Source organism: Aeromonas sp. FDAARGOS 1402 (assembly GCF_019046925.1).
Lineage (GTDB): Bacteria > Pseudomonadota > Gammaproteobacteria > Enterobacterales > Aeromonadaceae > Aeromonas > Aeromonas caviae.
Genome location: NZ_CP077201.1, coordinates 837,643 through 858,153, shown reverse-complemented (window position 1 = coordinate 858,153; position 20,511 = coordinate 837,643). Strand labels below are relative to the sequence as shown.

Below are 20,511 nucleotides of genomic sequence, written 5' to 3'. Positions count from 1 at the left end.
AGGGTGCGGAGCCCACCTCGGCCGCTGCGCAACCCCAGTCGACGGCGGTCACGGCCGCTCCCGTCCCGACGCCCTCGGCGGCCTTGCCATCGACCGCCCCGGTCCCAACACCGGTTGCGGAGCCCTCGGCCAGTCCGGCCACAGCACCGACGCCCTCGGCGGCCTTGCCATCGACCGCCCCGGTCCCAGCACCGGTTGCGGAGTCCTCGGCCAGTGTGGCCACAGCTCCCATGCCGTCAACCGCGGTGCCGGCCGCTGCCGCCCCCGTGGCATCTGCCCCGGCCCCGGCGCCGCTGCCCAGGGCGACGACGCAGGCATCCGCTGCTGCGGGAGAGTTGCAGGCCGTGCCGCTCTATCGCCAGGACGAACTGCTCAACTGGATAGAGCAGGGGCGCCATCTGGCCCGGGTGAAGCAGGACAGGTGCCAGCTCACCCAGGATATCGAGGCGCGGGCCTCGGTGATGAAGATCCCTGCCTATCAGTTCCTCTGGGGGGACATGCTGGCGTGGGGGGTTTGCACCAAGCCGGATGCCCAGATCGGAGTGCAGTACATGTGGGAGGCCGCCAACCAGGGGCTGGCGCCGGCGCTGGAACAGCTTGGCCGCTATTACTGGAAGGGGATCCTGGTTCAGAAGGATCTGGTGCGGGCCGAGACCCTGATGCGGGAAGCCGCGAGCCTCGGCTTCTTACGGGCACAGATGGAGTGGGTGGAGATGTTGCTGCAGGGCATGGGGAGTCCGCTGGATTACGAGGAGGCGTATCACTGGCTGCACGGCGCCGTCATCGGTGACAAGGCCATGCACCAGAAGGCGGCGAGCCTGCTCAGCCGGCTCGGCAACCGGATGCCCGCCAATGCCATCGCCCGTGCCAAGGCGATGCACTGAGTCCTGATAGTCCGCTTTGATATTACAAGGCCCACGAAGCTGTGCTTGTGGGCCTTGTGCATTCTCCCGGTCAGGGGAGGGATCAGAGGCCCTGATGGGGGCCGAAGACCTCGTAGTGCATCCGCCCGGCAGGCACGCCCACATTCTCCAACTGAGCTTTGACTGCCTTCATGAACGGGACAGGGCCGCAGAAATAGTAGTGGGCGTCGGCCGGAATGAGGTCGGTGACCTGCTCCAGTGCCAGAGTGCCGCTGAAGTCGTAATCCTCTCCTTTGACATCCTGCTCCCCCGGCTCCCGATACCAGATCCGGCTCTCCAGTTTCCCGTATTGCCTGCTCTTTGCCCGGATTTCGTCCCTGAACGCGTGGTGGGCGCCATGTTCGCAGGCGTGAAGCCAGCGAATATCCATATCCGGGCCCTCGGCCAGCAAGTGGTTGAGCATGCTCAGCATGGGGGTGAGGCCGACCCCGGCGGAGATCAGCACCACGGGCGTGTCTATCTCCTCTTGCAGGAAGAAGTCGCCGGCCGGCGGCATGATGTCGACCGTGTCACCGATGTGAAGATGATCATGCAACAGGTTGGAGGCCTGACCCCTGGGTTCGCGCTTGACGCTGATGCGGTAGTCGCGGCCATTGGGGGCGTCCGAGAGGGAGTACTGGCGGATCTCCTGATGCTCGAGGGCGGGATGAACCAGCTTGATACTGAGATATTGCCCCGGTTTGAAACGCAACACGGGGTTGCCATCGAGGGGGGCCAGGACGAAAGAGGTGATGAGTTCACTCTCCTGACGCTTCTCCTTGATGATGAAAGGGCGGGTTCCCTGCCAACCACCGTCCTGGCTTGCCTTTTCCCGATAGAGCTCGCTCTCCCGGCCGATAAAGATGTCGGCCAGCACACCGTACGCCTTGCCCCAGGCGGTAAGGACCTCCTCCGTGACAGCGTTGCCACCCATTTCTTTGAGCGTGGCCAAGAGATGACTACCCACAATGTGATATTGTTCCGGCTGGATCAGGAAACCCGTGTGTTTGTGGGCGATGCGTTCAACGGCTCCGGCCAGGGCCCCCAGATTGTCAATGTTCCTGGCATAGGCCGCCACCGCACTGAACAGTGCCAAGGGCTGTCCCCCGCTACGCTGGTGAGCCAGGTTGAAGAGATCCTTCAACTCGGGATTGTGGCTGAACATGCGCTGATAAAAGTGCCGTGTGAGGTCAGGGCCCGCCGATTCGAGCAAAGGAATGGTGCTCTTGATGACGGCGATGGTGGCTTGGTCTAACATAGGAGGTCCTTTCTAATTGAACATCTGGAATGTCACTTATTAAGTTGCATCCTAAATGTTTAATTGATCTGGATCAATCATCAATTCTTCGCGCTAGGCGCTACAGGCACTATGAGACTAACGAGCTATACCGATTTTGGATTGAGAGCCCTGCTCTATCTGGCCACCCTGCCGGAGGGGGAACTGTCGAGCGTGGCCAAGGTATCCGCCTTGTACGACGTATCCCGCAACCACATGGTGAAGGTGGTGAACCAGTTGGTAAAACTGGGCTATCTGCAGTCACAACGCGGCAAGAATGGTGGCATCCGCATGGCGCGCTCCCCTGACGAGATCAATATCGGGCAAGTGATCCGGGCGTTGGAAGGCAATCTGGACGGGATCGACTGCAGCTCCCCGGTCTGCCATATCGTCTCCGTCTGTCTGCTCAAGAGTGCCTTGAAGGAGGCGATGAACGCCTTCCTCGCGGTGATGGATGGTTATACGCTGCAGGATTTGCTGGCAAACCGTGACGAGTTGCAGCAGGTGTTCGGTGAGCTCATCCCCACTCTGGTGCTGGAGCCGGATGACGAGAGCGAGTGAAACAAAAAGGCTGCCATTGGCAGCCTTTTTTCAATCCTCGTACCCTGAATCGTCCCGGTACAGGTGCGGCATGATCCTCGCCATCTTCACCATGTTGTTCTCCACTTCGAGGATCTCGATGGGATAGCCCGCCAGCCTGACACTGATGTTGGGTTGGGGGATCTCCTCAAGGTACTCCAGGATGGCGCCATTGAGGGTCCGTGGGCCGTCCATGGGCAGGTGCCAGTCCATCTCCTTGTTCAGCTCGCGGATGCTGGCGGAGCCTTCGACCAGGAAGGAGCCGTCCGGCTGGGGATGGATCTCGTCACTCGGGGTCGGTGTCATGGAGGTGGTGAAGTCACCGACAATCTCTTCCAGGATGTCGTCCAGGGTGATCAGCCCCTGAATATCGCCATATTCGTCGACGATAAGGCCAATTCGCTCCTTGTTGCGCTGGAACTTGGCCAACTGCACGTTGAGGGGGGTCCCCTGGGGGATGAAATAGATGGGGTCGACTTCCCGCAGCAGGCTGGACTTGCTGAACTGATCCCGGGCGACCAGTCTCAGGGCATCCCGTGAGTGCAGGAAGCCGACGACGTCATCAATGTTGTCGCGATAGAGCAGGATCTTGGTGTGGGCGCAGTGGGCCAGCTGGCGCAGTATGATCTTCCAGTCGTCATTGATGTCGATGGCGGAGATCTCGCTGCGCGGGACCATGATGTTCTCCACCGTCATCTTGTCGAGATCCAGGATGCTTATCAGCATCTCCTGGTGGTGCTTGGGAATGAGATTGCCCGCCTCGTTGACGATGGTGCGCAGCTCTTCGGAATTGAGGGAATCATCCTTGTTGTGCTCGAGACGCAAGAGTTTCAGCAGCAGGTTCGTGATGCTGTTGATGAGCCAGACAAGGGGGGCGAACGGCACCATCAGCCCCTTGAGGATCCAAGAGGCAGGGTAGGCTATCCGCTCGGGGAACATGGCCGCCAGTGTCTTGGGGGTGACTTCCCCGAATACCAGTACCACCAGGGTCAGCCCGAAGGTGGCAATGGCGACGCCGAGATCCCCGAACAGCCGGATGCAGACGATGGTCGCGATGGCGGAGGCCAGGATGTTGACCAGATTGTTGCCGATGAGAATGAGGCCAAGCAGGCGGTCCGGCCTGGCCAGCAGCTTCTCGACCCGGCGGGCAGCCTTGTGCTTGGTCTGGGCCAGATGCCGCAGCTTGTAGCGGTTGAGCGACATCAGACCTGTTTCGGAACTGGAGAAGAAGGCTGACAAAAGGATCAAGATAACGAGAACAATCAGCAATGTACTCGTTGAGATACTGTCCAAGAAGGGCTCCTGTAAGGATGGTTGGGAATGTTCGTATGTCAGCTAAGCAGCACTTCCTTGACGAAGCGGCTGCCAAAATAGGCCAGTGTCAGGATGAAGCTGCCGATGAGGCTCAGCATGATGACCTTGCGGCCGCGCCAGCCACGGGTATGGTGACCCCAGAGCAGCAGAGCGTAGACGCACCAGGCCAGGATAGAGAGGATGGCCTTGTGGGACTTGCCCTGGGCAAACATGTCTTCCAGGAAGAACAGGCCGGATGCGATGGAGAGAGTCAGCAGCAGCAGACCTGCGGAAATGAGCTGAAACAGACGCTTCTCCACCGTCATCAGGGGTGGCATAGCTGGCAGGTGACTGATCTTTCTGGATTTCAGTTGCCTGTCCAGGCAGGCAAGCTGGAGGGCAAACAAGCAGGCGATCATCAGTACCGAATAGGCCATCAGCGCGAGGCCTATGTGCAGCAGCAACTGGGGGTGCGCTTCCAGATGGGTGATGTAGCGCCCGGGAATGAGCGCGCTGGCTGCCAGCAGCAGGGCTGAAAAACTGTAGACGACGGGCAGCAGGATCCAGCCGTTGAAGCGTCGGGTGACGCAGGTCATAAAGCAACTGATGATAAGGCTGACCAGGGACGCCACGTTCAACATGCTGAGATTCTGGCCGGAATGGGTGGCCAGCACTTCGCTGCCCACCGCCATGCCATGGGCGGTCAGGGCCAGGCCGACACAGGCGAACAGCGATACTTGCCCGACGGGCTTGGCGCTGAGCAGCAGGTGCAGTGAGGCGATGATGGCCAGCAGGTAAAACGCCAGGGCCAGAACAGAGATCACGATCATAACCAGGTCGTTGTCAAACAAGCTTTATGGATAAGAGGGGCAGTATACCTTGCACAAGATATGCTCGCCAGTTGTGCCAGAGGCTAACTGCCCACATATAAGTAGGCGTTGATGGTCACCGTGCGGCGAATAATCGTCCTCCGGCGTTGACTGGGGTATACTGCCCTCCATTTGTTGACCTGCCCGTTCGATGGCAGGCCGCCGCGGCAAGCGGCGAGTAATCGTCCCTAGAGTGCTGACCGGGGTATAATGCCCCCAGTGTCACGCCAAGAACCGGAAAGCGTCATGTTTGAGAATTTGACTGAACGACTCTCGCGCACCCTGCGCAACGTCAGCGGCCGCGGCCGTCTGACCGAAGAGAATATCAAGGATACCCTGCGCGAAGTCCGCATGGCGTTGCTCGAGGCGGACGTCGCCTTGCCGGTGGTGCGCGATTTTGTGGCGCGCGTCAAGGAACGAGCCGTGGGCCAGGAAGTGGCCAAATCCCTTAGCCCGGGCCAGGCCTTCATCAAGATAGTCCATGGCGAACTGGTCACCGTGATGGGGGAGGCCAACGAGCAGCTCAACCTGGCTGCCCAGCCGCCTGCCATCATCCTGATGGCAGGTCTTCAGGGTGCCGGTAAGACCACTACGGTCGGCAAACTGGCCAAACTGCTCAAGGAGCGCAGCAAGAAGAAGGTGCTGGTGGTCAGTGCGGACGTCTACCGTCCGGCGGCGATCAAGCAGCTTGAGACCCTTGCGGGCGACATCGGTGTCGACTTCTTCCCGAGTGATGCCAGCCAGAAACCGATCGCCATTGCCACTGCCGCCATCGATCAGGCGCGCAAGAAGTTCTATGACGTGGTGATCGTCGATACTGCCGGTCGTCTGCACGTCGATGGCGAAATGATGGCGGAGATCCAGGATCTGCACGCCACCATCAAGCCGGTCGAAACCCTGTTCGTGGTGGATGCCATGACAGGTCAGGATGCCGCCAATACCGCCAAGGCCTTCAACGAGGCGCTGCCGCTCACCGGTGTGATCCTTACCAAGGCAGACGGTGATGCCCGCGGTGGTGCCGCACTGTCGGTGCGTCACATCACCGGCAAACCGGTCAAGTTCATCGGTATGGGCGAGAAGACCGACGCGCTGGAGCCGTTCCATCCGGATCGTCTCGCCTCCCGCATCCTCGGCATGGGGGATGTGCTCTCTCTCATCGAAGAGGTGGAGCGCAACGTCGACAAGGAGAAAGCCGCCAAGCTGGCCAGCAAGGTCAAGAGCGGCAAGGGCTTCGACCTGGAAGACTTCCGTGAGCAGCTGGCCCAGATGCGCAACATGGGTGGCATGATGGGGATGCTCGACAAGCTGCCCGGCATGTCCGGCCTGCCGGACAACATCAAGGATCAGATGGATGACAAGCTCACCGTGCGGATGGAGGCCATCATCAGCTCCATGACGCCGAAAGAGCGTGCCCATCCCGATCTCATCAAGGGCTCCCGCAAGCGCCGCATCGCTGCGGGCTCCGGCATGCAGGTCCAGGATGTGAACAAGCTGCTCAAGCAGTTCACCGAGATGCAGCGCATGATGAAGAAGATGTCCGGCAAGGGCGGCATGCGCAAGATGATGGGCCAGATGAAGAACATGCTGCCCCCCGGATTCGGTGGTGGCGGTCGCGGTCCGTTCTGATTTTCCTGCTGGTCAGGCAGAAAGGCTCACCCTGGTGAGCCTTTTTCATGCCAATCCCTGCGCAAAAAATAGCTGGCTTGGTTGCAATTATTACGAATCCAAGTAGAATTACGCGGCTTATTTTAAGCTAGGGTCTGCGTATTTGCAGGCCTTGTTCATTAGATGTTTATGAGGACGATATGGTAACCATTCGTTTACAACGTGGTGGCGCGAAAAAGCGTCCGTTCTACCAGGTAGTAGTTGCTGACAGCCGTAACGCCCGTGACGGTCGTTTCATCGAGCGCGTCGGTTTCTTCAACCCGGTTGCTGCTGGTAACGCTGAAAAGCTGAACCTGGACCTGGCTCGTATCGAGCATTGGGTTGCTACTGGTGCCGCTGTTTCTGACCGCGTTGCCAAGCTGATCAAAGACGCTGCCAAAGCTGCTTAATCAGCCAAACGGTAGGGAGTTAAGGTGGACAAACCTGTAGTTCTGGGCACCCTGGGGACCGTTTACGGGATCAAGGGCTGGCTTAAAGTGAACTCCTTCACCGATGTTGCCGAAGCGATTTTCGATTACAACCCCTGGCTGATCAATCAGAACGGGGCGTGGCGTGAAATCCGGGTGTCATCCTGGAAGCGTCACAACAAGGGTCTGATCTGCAAACTCGATGGTATCGATGTGCGTGAGGATGCCCTGGCATTGACCAACGTCGAGATTGGCGTCCCCGCCGATCTGTTGCCTGCGTTGCCCGAAGGGGAGTTCTACTGGCGTGACCTCATTGGTTGCACCGTGGTAACCACCAAGGGATACGACCTGGGCAAGGTGACCGAATTGATGGAAACCGGCTCCAACGATGTGTTGGTGGTTGAGGCCAATGTAAAAGATGCCTTTGGTGCAAAGGAGCGGTTGATACCGTTCCTGGAAGAGCAGGTGATCAAGAATATTGATCTGACTGCTCGAACAATCGAAGTTGATTGGGATCCTGGTTTCTAGTTTCCCGCGCTAACACGGGTGCCGGAGGTTTCTTATGTGGATTGGGGTCATTAGCCTCTTCCCGGAAATGTTCCGAGCCATTACCGAGCACGGGGTAACGGGTCGGGCCGTCAAGAGTGGCCTGCTGCAGATTGAGTGCTGGAACCCTCGGGACTTCACCCACGACAAACACCGTACGGTCGATGATCGTCCTTATGGTGGTGGGCCCGGCATGTTGATGATGGTTCAGCCGCTGCGTGATGCCATTCATGCAGCCAAGCAAGCGGCGGGAGACGGGGCGAAAGTCATCTATCTCTCTCCTCAGGGACGCAAGCTGACTCAAGCGGGCGTGACCGAGTTGGCGACGAATCAGAAACTGATTCTGGTCGCCGGTCGATACGAAGGTATCGATGAGCGCGTGATACAAACCGAAGTCGACGAAGAGTGGTCTATCGGGGATTACGTGTTAAGTGGTGGCGAGTTGCCTGCCATGACCCTGATCGATGCGGTTTCGCGTCTGGTCCCGGGGGTCTTGGGTGATCAGGCCAGTGCCGAGCAGGACTCCTTCACGGATGGGCTGCTGGATCATCCCCACTATACTCGGCCGGAGGTGTTGGATGGGCTGACGGTGCCCGAGGCGCTGACAAGCGGCAATCACGAAGTGATTCGGCGCTGGCGACTCAAGCAATCGCTCGGACGAACCTGGCAGAGAAGGCCGGAACTTATTAACAACCTAGCTCTGACTGACGAGCAAGAATCACTTCTTGCCGAGTATGTCCGCGAAGTGCGTGACAGCGTTAAGTAGAGTTTTCAGTTTATCCTAGGTAAGGAAAGACAATGAGCAAGATTATTCAGCAGCTTGAACAAGAGCAACTGCGTACCGACATCCCGGCTTTTGCCCAGGGCGACACCGTACGTGTTCAAGTTCGTGTTAAAGAAGGTGGTAAAGAGCGTCTGCAGGCTTTCGAAGGCATCGTGATTGCCAAGCGTAACCGCGGTCTGCACTCTGCTTTCACCGTTCGCAAGATCTCCAACGGCGAAGGTGTTGAGCGTGTATTCCAGACTCACTCTCCGCTGATCCACAGTGTAGAACTGAAGCGTCGTGGTGATGTTCGCCGCGCCAAACTGTACTACCTGCGCAACCTGTCCGGCAAAGCTGCTCGTATCAAAGAGAAGCTCAACTAATTCGATTCGAATTGGTGTCGGTATGTCGGCGAAAAGCTCGACAGGTAGTGAAAAGGCTCGCCAATGGCGAGCCTTTTTTGTATCCGTGTGCGGGGTATTGGCTCAACTGGGCTGGCTGACCCGCACCACCGAGTTGTCACGCCCGAAGGGGCCAGGCACATAGTCGTCCGCCTCCCAGTCGTTGTCATAAAGGGTTTCACCATCGGGTTGCACTAGCTGATAGCAATACTCGAAATGGCTGGGGCCATCGGTCGGCAGGTTGAGTGTCGCCTTGAACTCCCCGTTTTTCATCCTCTTCAGTTCAATGGGCTGCCACTGGCTGAATTCACCCAGCAGCAAGACCTGCTCGGCATCACCGGCGGCCTCCTTTTCGACGGCAAAGGTCACCTTGACCTCGGGACGCGATTTGAGGAATTGCTTGTTGATCGGCATATGGACTCCTTGTCACTGGCTGCGAAGAAAGTAGCGCTGGTTATTTTTATATCACTTTATGACAAGGATGTTGATAAACAGGATCAAAGGGGGAGGGCAAAATGGCGCTGCAGGAGTTGATGGGTGAACTCGATCTTGAGGTAGAAGCCCCGTGGTAGCGTCATGATGGGTTGGCCATTGCGGCCGATGGCGCGGGTCAGCGCCTTGCGGTTGGCCGCCTTGGGGCGCAGCTGCAATACCTGGCCGTGGCGCGCGCTGATCTGCTCCACTTCCCCCAGCACTATCATGTCCATCAGCTCTTCCCAGTCCTGGCGCAGCAGTCCTTCTTCCTCTTCATTCGGGCTCCATAGCAGCGGCATGCCGACGCGACGGTCGCCGACAGGGATGTCGCGGCTGCCTTCCACCGGGATCCAGAGCACCCGCGACAGCTTGTTGCGCACGTTCGACTCCTCCCAGCGCTGGCCGCTGACCCCGATGAGGGGGGCCACGCAGACAAAGGTGGTTTCCAGCGGGCGCCCTTGAGGATCGACGGGGATCGTCTTGAGCTCGATACCGAGATCCGGAAAATCCTGCTCGGGACGGCTACCTGCACTGGCCCCCAGCTGCCACTCGATCAACTGCCCTGTCCAGCCCTTGTCACGCCTAAGATCCCGCGGTACGGGGATGCCCGCCGTTGCGGCAAGCTGGGCCAGAGTGAAGCCCGCCATGGCGTAGGCTCGACTGAGCAGCTCTTGTTCTGACTGGGGATTGGCGGGCATGAGGGCTCCTCTGGAGATAATAGACATCGCAATACGGATCCTTGCATGGTGTCGCTGATTTTGTAACCGATCCTCGCCCGACTATACACAGGGAGACATGGGCGACAGAATTCAACATATCTAAATGATTTTAAAGGGTTTTACTTTATTTATCCAGTATGTTGGCCCACCGGCTCCCCGCATAAACGAGTTGTCCAAGGGTTTGTGCGAGCTGTTGCACACAGTTATCCACAGAAATCTTGGATAACTGGCGTAAAGTGGTGAAAGGAAGCGTGGCACCAGAAATAAATGTGAGAGTACGCCGATTTTCAGCGCCATTTCGGTGCAGATAATGCGCCATATCTGTGGATAAATCCGTCTTGGTGGATCTTTGAGCAGTCGAACTTGTTCACAATTGACAGGCTGGATCCTCTTAGGCAAAAGACATGGATCTTGATCCAGCAATCAAACTATAACCTTATGTATTTAAATGTATATTTTGTTTTTAAGTGAATCGGGTATGATATGCTTCCGTGCAATGCCACAGTATAAAACTACTGTATATACCTGCTTGATCACAGGTTTATGCACAGTCTGGGTGGGCAACTTGCCTAGCATGAACCTTCAATTTGTTTATAACTTTGCTTGAAATGCCAAGTTATTCATGAATGGAAGATGACAGTCCCTGTTTGCCGCCACGGGGTGAATGTGGAACAATCTCGTTATAGATTCAGCCTTTATAAGGTGATCACGTGATAGATGGTGACGGATTTCGTCCCAATGTCGGCATCGTGATCTGTAACCGTGACGGACAAGTATTGTGGGCTAAGCGCTATGGGCAGCACTCCTGGCAGTTTCCGCAGGGGGGGGTTGATGATGGTGAATCGCCGGAACAGGCCATGTATCGTGAGCTGTATGAGGAGATAGGCCTCAAGCAGGACGATGTGACCATACTGGCGACCAGTCGCAACTGGCTGAAGTATCGCTTACCCAAACGACTCGTCCGCTGGGACAGTTCACCGGTCTGTATTGGCCAGAAGCAGAAATGGTTTTTGTTGCAGCTCGATCCTGGCAAAGAGTCCAGGATCCAGTTTGGCTGTCATGGTCACCCGGAATTTGATGATTGGCGTTGGGTCAGCTTCTGGTACCCGGTTCGTCAGGTCGTCTCTTTCAAGCGGGAGGTTTACCGCCGGGTGATGAAGGAGTTTGCCCCGCTGGCCATGCCAGTCCCCGTGGTGCAGGCTAACCGAAAAGATGGGCGGCGCAACCGCTCGCGTTAAGGAGCACAACTAGTTGCTGACGGAACTCAGACGCATCGTGGAAAGCATGGCCGAGGCCAACACCCTCGAACAGGCCTTGCAAGCATTGGTGAGCCAGACCCGGCTCGCCATGACGGTGGACTGCTGCTCCGTCTATGTGGCCGAGCCGGACATGCGCCGCTATCGACTGGCTGCGACCGATGGTCTGGCCGAATCGGCCGTGGGCAAGGCCACCCTGCCGTTCGAGCAGGGTATCGTCGGCCTGGTGGGTCAGCGTGAAGAGCTGATCAACCTGGCCGATGCCCCCTCTCACCCCAGTTTTAAGTTCCTGCCCGATGTGGCGGAAGAGGCGTTTCGCTCCTTCCTCGGCGCTCCCATCATGCATCAGCGTCAGGTGGTGGGGATTCTGGTCGTGCAGCAGAAGGAGAGCCGCCTCTTCGATGAGGGGGAGGAGTCCTTCATGGTCACCCTGGCGGCTCAGCTGGCTGCCCGCATCGCCCAGGCCCAGGCCAAGGGGTGGCTGCAGAAGACCGACTGGAGCAAGCCGCTGCGCGGTATTGCCGGGGCGAGTGGCATCGCCATCGCCAAGGCCTGGGTGTGGCGTCCGCGCAAGGCGCTCAATACCATCACGCCGCGCAAGGACGAGGATCATGCCAAGCAGCTTGCCCGTCTCGAGCTGGCGGTGGAGGAAGTGCGCCACGATCTGGAGAGCTTGGCACTGCGCTTTCGCGAGAGCTACAGCCAGGACTCGGTCGCCATCTTCGACATCTATCTGCACCTGTTGAACGATCCCGGCTACATCAAGCCCATCCGCAACAAGGTCAGCAAGGAACACTGGACCGCCATCTCCGCGGTCAAACTCATCAGCGATCGGCTGATAGAGCAGTTCAAGGGGATGAAGGATCCCTATCTGCGGGAGCGTTCCACCGATGTGAAAGACATCGCCCAGCGGCTCATCAGCCGGCTGGTGCAGGACGAACCCGAGCAGCTCACCATCGGCGAACCCGTGGTGCTGGTCGCCGATGAAGTGACGGCCACCATCCTTGCGGAGATCCCGAGGGAATTTCTGAGCGGTGTGGTGTCGCTCAAGGGCGGGACCAACTCCCATGCCGCCATCCTGGCCCGTGCCATGGGGGTGGCGGCCATCATGGGGGTGGATCTGCCTCTCGGTGACATCGGCGGTCGCACTCTGGTCATCGATGGCTACAGCGGCGATCTCTTCATCGAACCCAACCAAGTGATCCTGACCGAGTACCGGCAACTGCTGAGTGAGGAGCGGGCACTCGACACTCTGGTGCGCAGCGTCGACAACCAGCCCTCCGAGACTGCCGACGGCACCAAGGTCTCTCTGCTGCTCAACGCAGGGCTGAGTGCGGATACCGAGATCTCCCTCAATCATCTGGCGGACGGGGTCGGGCTCTATCGCACCGAGATCCCCTTCATGCTGCAGGACAGCTTCCCTTCGGAGTGGGAGCAGACTGCCCGCTATCGCGGGATCCTGGAAACCTATCGGGATCGCCCGGTTTGCATGCGGACTCTGGACGTGGGGGGGGACAAGCAACTGCCCTATTTCCCCATCGTGGAGGAAAATCCCTTCCTTGGTTGGCGGGGGATCCGGCTCACCCTGGATCACCCCGAGCTCTTCCTGGTTCAGCTCAAGGCCATGTTGCGGGCCAGCGAAGGGCTGGACAATCTGGCCATCATGCTGCCGATGATCAGCAGCGTCAGTGAAATCAAGGCCTCCCGTCGTCTGCTGGATCAGGCGTGGCGCGAGGTGTCGGAAGAAGCGGCCAGCCGCGATGCGGTGATCCGCTACCCCAGTCTCGGGGTGATGATCGAAGTCCCCTCCGCGCTGTACATCCTGCCGGAGATGGCGCCGCTCATCGACTTCTGGTCGGTGGGCAGCAACGACCTGACCCAGTACCTGCTGGCGGTGGATCGCAACAATGCCCGTGTCGCCAGCATCTACGATGCCTTCCATCCCGCTGTGATCCGCGCTTTGCAACTGCTGGTCGATGCCTCCCGGCGCTATCACAAGCCGGTCTCTGTTTGTGGCGAGCTGGCTGGCGATCCGGTCGGTGTGCTACTGCTGCTGGCCATGGGCTATCGCCGTTTCAGCATGAATACCCACAACATCTCCCGTATCAAATACGTGCTGCGGCAATCCGACCTTGGTGAGTTGAAGGCGCTGATGGCGGATGGTCTCAAGCATGACAATCCTCACGTGCTGCGCGGCCTGTTTGCCCGCTATCTGGAAGAACACGGTCTGGGCGGATTGCTGCGGGCTGGGCACAAGGTCAGGCTGCCCGATTGATATTCCACCTTGTTACTGCGTAAGAATGATCGGAGAATGCGGCTTTTCTTATGATTGGGGCCGCCTATGCAGCACGACGGATATTGGGTTTTCTCGCAGATTGATCCCGTAGCATTCAGTTTGGGACCATTATCGGTACGCTGGTATGGTCTCATGTACCTGTTCGGTTTTGCCTTCGCCATGTGGCTGGCTGGTCGCCGTGCCGATGCACCCAATAGCGGCTGGACCCGCAACGAGGTATCCGACCTGCTGTTTTATGGCTTCCTCGGGGTGATCCTGGGCGGGCGCATCGGTTACGTGCTGTTCTACAACTTCGATCTCTTCCTCGCCGACCCGACCTATCTGTTCAAGATATGGACCGGTGGCATGTCGTTCCACGGCGGTCTCATCGGGGTGATCACCGCCATGATCTGGTTTGCCCACAAAACCCAGCGCCACTTCTTCACCGTGGCGGATTTCGTGGCGCCGCTGATTCCGTTCGGCCTCGGTGTTGGCCGCATCGGCAACTTCATGAACGGCGAGTTGTGGGGGCGGGTCACCGATGTCCCCTGGGCCATCATCTTCCCCGAGGCGGGTCCCGAGCCGCGTCACCCGTCCCAGCTCTATCAGTTCGCGCTGGAAGGGGTGGTGCTCTTCATCATCCTGAACCTGTTCTGGCGCAAGCACCCACCCCGTGGCGCCATTTCCGGGATGTTCCTGCTGTTCTACGGTCTGTTCCGCTTCCTGGTGGAGTTTGTTCGTCAACCAGACAGCCAGCTGGGTCTCTACTTCAATGAGATCAGCATGGGTCAGATCCTTTCTACCCCGATGATAGTGGCGGGGGGGCTCATGGTCTGGGCCGCCTACAAGCAGCCCCGTCTGTTCGGCAATGCACCGAAGGAGGCGAAGTAATGCGTGCCTATCTCGACCTGATGCAGAAAATTCTGGATGAAGGGACCGTCAAATCCGATCGCACCGGCACCGGGACAGTCTCCTTGTTCGGTCATCAGATGCGCTTCAATCTGGCGGAAGGATTCCCGCTGGTGACCACCAAGAAGTGCCACCTGCGCTCCATCATTCATGAGCTGCTCTGGTTCCTCAATGGCGATACCAACACCGCCTATCTGAAAGAGCACGGTGTCAGCATCTGGGATGAGTGGGCCGACGAGCACGGTGATCTGGGGCCTGTCTATGGTGCCCAGTGGCGCTCCTGGCCAGCGGCCGATGGATCTGTCATCGACCAGATCCAGAAAGCGGTGGATGACATCAAGCACAACCCGGATTCCCGCCGCATCATCGTCTCCGCCTGGAACGTGGGCGAGCTGGACAAGATGGCGTTGGCACCCTGTCACGCCTTCTTCCAGTTCTATGTGGCGGATGGCAAGCTCTCCTGCCAGCTCTACCAGCGCAGTTGTGATGTCTTCCTTGGCCTGCCGTTCAACATTGCCAGCTATGCGCTGCTGACCCACATGATGGCGCAGCAGTGCGATCTGGAAGTGGGGGACTTTGTCTGGACCGGTGGTGATGTGCACCTCTATTCCAACCACATGGAGCAGACCGCACTGCAACTCACCCGTGAACCGCGCCCTTTGCCGCAACTGGTGATCAAGCGCAAACCTGACTCCATCTTCGATTACAGATTCGAGGATTTCGAGATCCAGGGCTATGATCCCCATCCTGGGATCAAGGCGCCTGTCGCTATTTGAGTAAGTAATGAGCCTGGGGCGAGTCCCGCCTCTCAGGTGACGATGAATTGACACTCAGCTGTTAGAGGCGCCTGCGGGCGCCTTTTGCATTTTATGTGAATTTATATGCGATGTTCCGGGTGGAGAGAAGGCTCTTGAAAGAGGGTAGTAACCGGCTTATAGCAGGCATTATATGTTTTGCTTTCGGTTTTTCCGTTGTTATCGGCCGTTAGAAACGATTTTTCATTGAGCTACTCGGGCCCTAGACTGAAAAAATGGAATCTTATGGGTAGTTAGATATGAGCGATGTATTCAAGCGTTTTCTCAAACTGGAGTCTGCTTCCGGGATCATTCTGATCCTGGCCGCCCTGCTTGCCATCGGCCTGGCCAATTCGGCACTGGCGCAACACTATCAGAGCTTCCTCAATACCGAGGTGCAGGTTCGCATCGCGGCGCTCGACATCAACAAGCCGCTGCTGCTCTGGATCAACGATGGCTTCATGGCGATCTTCTTCCTTCTGGTGGGTCTCGAGGTGAAGCGAGAGATGCTGGAGGGGGCGCTTTCCTCCCGGGTGCAGGCAACCTTCCCGGCCATTGCCGCCGTGGGTGGGATGTTGGCACCGGCCCTCATCTATAGCTTCTTCAACTACGGAGACGAGGCTACCCGTGCTGGCTGGGCGATTCCGGCCGCAACCGACATCGCCTTCGCTCTCGGGGTCATGGCGCTGCTGGGCAAGCGGGTACCGACCAGCCTCAAGGTCTTCTTGCTGGCGCTGGCCATCATGGACGATCTGGGGGTCATCATCATCATTGCCCTCTTCTACACCCAGCAACTGTCGCTGACTGCGCTGGCGATAGGTGTGGTGGCCACCCTGACCTTGCTCTGGATGAATCGCCGTGGTGAGGACAGGATTGGACTCTATATGCTAGTCGGCCTGGTGCTCTGGGTTGCCGTGCTCAAGTCCGGTGTCCATGCGACCCTGGCGGGGGTCATCGTGGGCTTCATGATCCCCCTCAACGGCAAGCGTTACGCATCGCCACTCAAGCATCTGGAGCATGTGCTGCACCCCTGGAGCGCCTTCCTGATCCTGCCGCTGTTCGCTTTCGCCAACGCCGGGGTATCGCTGGAGGGGGTCTACTTCTCGGCTCTGCTCAATCCGCTCCCCATGGGGATCATCCTGGGGCTCTTCGTCGGCAAGCCGCTCGGGATTTTCACCATCAGCTGGCTGGCAGTGAAATCAGGCATTGCCCAATTGCCGCAAGGAGTGAACTTCAGACAGATCTTTGCCGTCAGCATCCTGTGTGGCATCGGCTTCACCATGTCGATGTTTATCGCATCGCTGGCATTCGAGCATGGCGGACTGGACTACGGCAGCTACTCGCGCCTCGGGATCCTGGCAGGTTCCACACTCGCGGCCGTGATCGGTTACATCGCTCTGCGGATATCGCTGCCCAATCGGGAGGCGAATCAAAGTACGGAGGGGTTATGAGAAAACTAGGATGGTTAGTCATGCTGGCAAGCCCTGCACTCTGGGCAGATAGTCTGGCCGATTGTCAGCAGGATGCCACCTCGGCAAGTTGTTCTGCCTATCTCAACGGGGTGGTCGACAGCGCACTCATGCTGGGGGACTCACAGGTAAAAGCCCGGTTCGGAGAGACCTTCGCCGAACGGGCACTGAGCAGTCGTGCCGGCGAGCGAGTCAAGCTGTCCAACAAGCGCTACTGCACCGAGCGAATGCCGGATGCCGGTCGTCTCAAGGCCCATCTGCAGGCACAGTTCGACGCGAACAAGGTTGACTCGATCAGCGACATGTATGACATTCTGGCGGTTGAACTCAGCTGCTACCGGAGCCCGCCTGGCGCGGGAACCCCATCGGATGTCACACCTTAACTACAACCATCTCTACTATTTTTGGATGACTCAGAAGAAGGGCTCCGTCACGCAGGCGGCGGAAGCCCTCTTTTTGACCCCACAGACCGTGACCGGTCAGATCAAGCTGCTTGAGCAGCGTCTTGGCGGCAAGTTGCTGATCAGAAAGGGGCGCTCCCTTGAGGCCACCGAGCTTGGCCAACTGGTATTTCGCTATGCAGACAAGATGTTCAGCCTCTCCTACGAGATGCTGGATATCGTCAACTACCGCAAGGAGAGCCAGATCCTGTTCGACGTCGGCATCGCCGATGCACTCTCCAAGCGTCTTGCCAGCCGGGTGCTGCTCTCCGTGATCCCCAATGATGGTTCCATTCACCTGCGCTGCTTCGAGTCGACCCATGAACTGCTCCTGGAGCAGTTGAGCGAGCACAAGCTCGACATGATCCTCTCTGATTGCCCGGTGGACTCCAGCCAGCATGCCGGGTTGCTGTCCAAGCGTCTGGGGGGATGCGGCGTCAGTTTCTTCTGCAAGGCGCCTCTGCCCTCCCAGCCTTTCCCTGCCTGCCTGGAAGAGCGCAAGTTGCTCATCCCGGGCCGTCGCACCGCCATGGGTCGTCAACTGACCCAGTGGTTCGAGCAGCAGGGAATTTCCCCCAGCATTCTGGGAGAATTCGACGATGCGGCGCTGATGAAGGCGTTCGGCTTCTTTAACCAGGGCATCTTCATGGCACCGACCATTTATCGGGAGGAGATCCTGGAGGGGGAGGAGGTGATGCTGCTGGGTGAAACCCAGGATCTGATGGAGGAGTATTACGTCATCTTTGCCGAGCGGATGATCCAGCATCCTGCGGTCAAGCGGGTATGCGAGAGTGATTTCTCCTTCCTTTTTGCGGGGCAGGAGGATTTCACGGCCATTCAGCCGGCAAGCCTCTCGTTTTAAATCGAGGGTGACGGCGCTATGATGCCAGTCTTGGAAGAGGAGGGTGAGATGCGATTGGAAGAGATGGAAGCGAATGCCGGGCGTGCCGTCACCCTGCTCAAGGCATTGGCCAATGAGCGACGGCTGTTTATCTTGTGCCAGTTACTGGATAGGGAGCTGTCGGTCGGCGAGCTGAACGAGGTCTTGGGATTGAGCCAGTCAGCCATGTCGCAGCATCTGGCGGTGTTGCGCCGGGATGAGCTGGTGGCGACGAGGAAGGAAGCCCAGACGGTCTATTACTCCCTGCGCAGCCATGAGGTGCGCGAGATGATCGGATTGTTGCACAGACTGTACTGTAGCGACCCCAAATAAAAAACCGGCACTAGGCCGGTTTTTTCAGCTTTCATCAGCGGATGCTGATTAAGCCATGGCTTTGATCTGGGCAGACAGGCGGCTCTTGTGACGAGCAGCTTTGTTCTTGTGGATCAGGCCTTTGGTCGCCATACGATCCATGATCGGCTGAGCAACAGCGAAAGCGGCAGTGGCAGCAGCCTTGTCACCAGAGGCGATGGCAGCGATCACTTTCTTCAGGTAGGTACGGGTCATGGAACGACGGCTGGCGTTGTGCTGACGACGTTTCTCTGACTGAAGAGCACGCTTCTTAGCAGATTTGATGTTAGCCAAGGTAAAACTCCTAAAACTGTCTTAGCGAGTGTATTGAAAAGGCCCGGAAATATGCCTTCCCAACCACATATTGTCAAATGATTTGTGCAAATAAACACCGCCCCCCGGTGGTGTGTCAGATGGGAGACGGTTAAACTGTCGGCCGATTCTAACAGCATTCTTTTCTTTCCGACAGTTCCAGAGGCCTCGTCTTGAGTAAGAAATTGATCAAATCCGGCATGATAGTGTCCGGAATGACGCTGGCATCCCGTGTGATGGGCTTGGTGCGCGATGTGGTCATCGCCAATTTGCTCGGTGCCGGGGTGGCCGCAGACGTCTTCTTCTTCGCCAATCGCATTCCCAACTTCTTGCGCCGGCTCTTTGCCGAAGGGGCATTCAACCAGGCCTTCGTGCCCGTGATGACGGAGTACAAGAAAAACGGTGACGAGCAGGCGGTTCGCGAGTTGCTGGCGGCGGTGGCGGGCACCCTGGGTGGTATCGTCACCGTGGTCACCTTGCTCGGGGTGCTGGGTTCCGGTGTCCTGACGGCCCTCTTTGGCTGGGGCTGGTTCTGGGACTGGCTGCACGGCGGACCGGCGGCGGAGAAGTTCGAGCTGGCCAGTCTGATGCTCAAGATCACCTTCCCCTATCTCTGGTTCATTACCTTTACCGCCATGGCGGGGGCCATTCTCAATACCTTTGGCCGTTTTGCCGTGTCCTCCTTCACGCCGGTGTTCCTCAACATCACCATGATTGCAGCGGCCTGGTGGATCGCGCCCTTGATGGAGCGCCCCGAGATCTCCCTGGCGATCGGTGTCTTCCTCGGCGGTCTGGTCCAGTTTTTGTTCCAGTATCCTTTTCTGCGCCAGCTCAACATGCTGGTCTGGCCCAAGTGGGGTTGGCACCATCCCGGGGTGGTGAAGATCCGTACCCTGATGATCCCGGCCCTGTTCGGTGTGTCGGTCAGCCAGATCAACCTGCTGATCAACACCATGCTGGCCTCGTTTCTGGCCACCGGTGCCATCAGCTATCTCTATTACTCGGACAGGTTGCTGGAGTTTCCCCTCGGTCTCTTTGCGGTGGCCATCAGCACGGTGATACTGCCTGCCCTGGCCAGGAAACACGTGGATGCGGATCCGGCGGATTTCTCTCGCACCATGGATTGGGGAGTACGCATGGTGATGCTGCTCGGCTTGCCAGCCATGGTCGGTATCGCCGTGCTGCGCGAGCCCATACTGCGGGTGCTTTTCATGCGCGGTGAGTTTGGTCTGCACGAGGTGAGCATGTCGAGTGCCAGCCTGCTGGCCTCCACCACGGGGCTGCTCTCCTTGATGCTCATCAAGGTGCTGGCCCCCGGTTATTACGCCCGCCAGGACACCAGGACGCCGGTGCGTATCGGCATCATGGCCATGGTAGCCAACATGGTGTGCAACCTTATTTTCATCTATCCGCTCGGCTACGTCGGGCTGGCGCTGGCGACCGCCTGCTCCGGCACGCTGAACGCCGTACTGCTGTTCAAGGGGCTCTATCAGCAGGATGTCTATCGCCCTTCCCGCAACACCGGGCTGTTCTGCCTCAAGCTCTTGGCGGCAACGGTCTTGATGGGGGGGCTTCTGGCCTATCTGTCACCGGAGCTCGCCCAATGGGGTGCCTGGAGCATGGGCAAGGCCAGCCTGGAGTTGACCCTGCTGCTCTGCCTGGGCGGAGCGTTGTATGGCATTGTCCTCTTGGCATTGGGGATCCGGCCACGGCACCTGAGAGCCGGTCAGCAATAAGGAGCCAGCAGCAAGGGAGGGGGACAGTACAGGGGAGATGGGGGAGCGGTCTCAGGGGCTGTCGAGTTGGCCCGCCAACGAGGTGCGATGCTCCTGGCCGAGTCCGAGAAGCGAGCGGGATGGCTAAATCGGGTCAACGGCAGGGCTGACCCTGCCTGCTGCCTGATATATAATCCGCCGATTTCCATGGCAGCA

Annotated in this window: 22 protein-coding genes; 16 read left to right on the top strand and 6 right to left on the bottom strand. The window is 58.3% G+C overall.

The window, feature by feature from the left end; translation table 11 throughout:
* The first annotated feature begins 230 nt into the window (after positions 1–230).
* Positions 231–884, top strand: a complete 654-nt coding sequence (locus tag I6L32_RS04070) for a tetratricopeptide repeat protein (protein WP_223931817.1) — start codon at positions 231–233, stop codon at positions 882–884.
* A gap of 82 nt (positions 885–966) precedes the next feature.
* Here the strand turns inward: I6L32_RS04070 and hmpA are convergent, their stop codons facing one another.
* Positions 967–2,160 (bottom strand): NO-inducible flavohemoprotein, encoded by a 1,194-nt coding sequence (gene hmpA, locus I6L32_RS04065; RefSeq protein WP_216944729.1) that lies wholly within the window; start codon positions 2,158–2,160, stop codon positions 967–969.
* Positions 2,161–2,271: 111 nt separating this feature from the next.
* Here hmpA and I6L32_RS04060 point away from each other — a divergent pair, with 111 nt between their 5' ends.
* A complete protein-coding gene (locus I6L32_RS04060; RefSeq protein WP_039039978.1) occupies positions 2,272–2,739 on the top strand; it encodes an Rrf2 family transcriptional regulator in 468 nt (155 codons plus the stop codon).
* A 30-nt stretch (positions 2,740–2,769) separates the two neighbouring features.
* Here I6L32_RS04060 and I6L32_RS04055 read toward each other — a convergent pair whose 3' ends face one another.
* Both I6L32_RS04055 and ccsA read right to left on the bottom strand, forming a co-directional pair.
* On the bottom strand, positions 2,770–4,050 hold the full coding sequence (locus tag I6L32_RS04055) for an HlyC/CorC family transporter (protein ID WP_010673081.1): 1,281 nt from the start codon (positions 4,048–4,050) through the stop codon (positions 2,770–2,772).
* A 38-nt stretch (positions 4,051–4,088) separates the two neighbouring features.
* The gene (gene ccsA / locus I6L32_RS04050) at positions 4,089–4,880 is read right to left on the bottom strand and encodes an inner membrane protein YpjD (RefSeq protein WP_039040017.1); all 792 of its coding nucleotides are present in this window, start codon (positions 4,878–4,880) and stop codon (positions 4,089–4,091) included.
* A 285-nt stretch (positions 4,881–5,165) separates the two neighbouring features.
* On the opposite strand from ccsA, the gene ffh reads away from it, so the two are divergent.
* The 5 genes from ffh (at position 5,166) to rplS (ending at position 8,683) form a co-directional block, all read left to right on the top strand.
* Positions 5,166–6,545 carry a signal recognition particle protein gene (ffh, locus tag I6L32_RS04045; protein ID WP_010673083.1) on the top strand — a complete coding sequence of 460 codons (1,380 nt, stop codon included), beginning with the start codon at positions 5,166–5,168 and terminating at the stop codon, positions 6,543–6,545.
* A 179-nt stretch (positions 6,546–6,724) separates the two neighbouring features.
* Positions 6,725–6,973, top strand: a complete 249-nt coding sequence (rpsP, locus tag I6L32_RS04040) for a 30S ribosomal protein S16 (RefSeq protein WP_010673084.1) — start codon at positions 6,725–6,727, stop codon at positions 6,971–6,973.
* 24 nt (positions 6,974–6,997) lie between these two features.
* Complete coding sequence (rimM, locus tag I6L32_RS04035; RefSeq protein ID WP_216944728.1) at positions 6,998–7,519, top strand: ribosome maturation factor RimM; 522 nt, start codon at positions 6,998–7,000, stop codon at positions 7,517–7,519.
* 34 nt (positions 7,520–7,553) lie between these two features.
* Entirely contained in the window at positions 7,554–8,303 is a 750-nt protein-coding gene (gene trmD, locus I6L32_RS04030) for a tRNA (guanosine(37)-N1)-methyltransferase TrmD (protein WP_010673086.1), read from the top strand.
* 32 nt (positions 8,304–8,335) lie between these two features.
* Positions 8,336–8,683, top strand: a complete 348-nt coding sequence (rplS, locus tag I6L32_RS04025) for a 50S ribosomal protein L19 (RefSeq protein ID WP_005313505.1) — start codon at positions 8,336–8,338, stop codon at positions 8,681–8,683.
* 102 nt (positions 8,684–8,785) lie between these two features.
* Here rplS and I6L32_RS04020 read toward each other — a convergent pair whose 3' ends face one another.
* Positions 8,786–9,115, bottom strand: a complete 330-nt coding sequence (locus I6L32_RS04020) for an isoamylase early set domain-containing protein (protein WP_103260846.1) — start codon at positions 9,113–9,115, stop codon at positions 8,786–8,788.
* A gap of 83 nt (positions 9,116–9,198) precedes the next feature.
* The gene (mutH, locus tag I6L32_RS04015) at positions 9,199–9,873 is read right to left on the bottom strand and encodes a DNA mismatch repair endonuclease MutH (RefSeq protein ID WP_216944727.1); all 675 of its coding nucleotides are present in this window, start codon (positions 9,871–9,873) and stop codon (positions 9,199–9,201) included.
* 731 nt (positions 9,874–10,604) lie between these two features.
* On the opposite strand from mutH, the gene rppH reads away from it, so the two are divergent.
* The 8 genes from rppH to I6L32_RS03975 all read left to right on the top strand — a co-directional run bounded on the left by rppH (position 10,605) and on the right by I6L32_RS03975 (position 18,250).
* The gene (gene rppH / locus I6L32_RS04010) at positions 10,605–11,132 is read left to right on the top strand and encodes an RNA pyrophosphohydrolase (RefSeq protein ID WP_010673089.1); all 528 of its coding nucleotides are present in this window, start codon (positions 10,605–10,607) and stop codon (positions 11,130–11,132) included.
* Between the two features lie 13 nt (positions 11,133–11,145).
* Complete coding sequence (gene ptsP / locus I6L32_RS04005; protein ID WP_041214477.1) at positions 11,146–13,425, top strand: phosphoenolpyruvate--protein phosphotransferase; 2,280 nt, start codon at positions 11,146–11,148, stop codon at positions 13,423–13,425.
* Positions 13,426–13,491: 66 nt separating this feature from the next.
* Positions 13,492–14,316 (top strand): prolipoprotein diacylglyceryl transferase, encoded by an 825-nt coding sequence (lgt, locus tag I6L32_RS04000; RefSeq protein WP_043153049.1) that lies wholly within the window; start codon positions 13,492–13,494, stop codon positions 14,314–14,316.
* Complete coding sequence (gene thyA, locus I6L32_RS03995) at positions 14,316–15,110, top strand: thymidylate synthase (protein WP_039039983.1); 795 nt, start codon at positions 14,316–14,318, stop codon at positions 15,108–15,110. The genes lgt and thyA overlap by 1 nt, the downstream gene beginning before the upstream one ends.
* Before the next feature lie 278 nt (positions 15,111–15,388).
* A complete protein-coding gene (gene nhaA / locus I6L32_RS03990; protein ID WP_049636461.1) occupies positions 15,389–16,579 on the top strand; it encodes a Na+/H+ antiporter NhaA in 1,191 nt (396 codons plus the stop codon).
* Between the two features lie 20 nt (positions 16,580–16,599).
* The gene (locus I6L32_RS03985) at positions 16,600–16,980 is read left to right on the top strand and encodes a hypothetical protein (protein ID WP_174219042.1); all 381 of its coding nucleotides are present in this window, start codon (positions 16,600–16,602) and stop codon (positions 16,978–16,980) included.
* Positions 16,967–17,899: a transcriptional activator NhaR gene (gene nhaR / locus I6L32_RS03980; protein ID WP_010673095.1), complete on the top strand. Its 933-nt coding sequence runs from the start codon at positions 16,967–16,969 to the stop codon at positions 17,897–17,899. Before I6L32_RS03985 ends, nhaR begins: the two co-directional genes overlap by 14 nt.
* Before the next feature lie 48 nt (positions 17,900–17,947).
* A complete protein-coding gene (locus I6L32_RS03975) occupies positions 17,948–18,250 on the top strand; it encodes a metalloregulator ArsR/SmtB family transcription factor (RefSeq protein WP_042878863.1) in 303 nt (100 codons plus the stop codon).
* Between the two features lie 48 nt (positions 18,251–18,298).
* On the opposite strand, the gene rpsT is transcribed toward I6L32_RS03975, so the two are convergent.
* Positions 18,299–18,562 (bottom strand): 30S ribosomal protein S20, encoded by a 264-nt coding sequence (gene rpsT, locus I6L32_RS03970; RefSeq protein WP_005308808.1) that lies wholly within the window; start codon positions 18,560–18,562, stop codon positions 18,299–18,301.
* A gap of 191 nt (positions 18,563–18,753) precedes the next feature.
* Here rpsT and murJ point away from each other — a divergent pair, with 191 nt between their 5' ends.
* Positions 18,754–20,316, top strand: coding sequence for a murein biosynthesis integral membrane protein MurJ (gene murJ, locus I6L32_RS03965; RefSeq protein ID WP_049636460.1), 1,563 nt, complete (start codon positions 18,754–18,756; stop codon positions 20,314–20,316).
* Positions 20,317–20,511 lie beyond the last annotated feature (195 nt).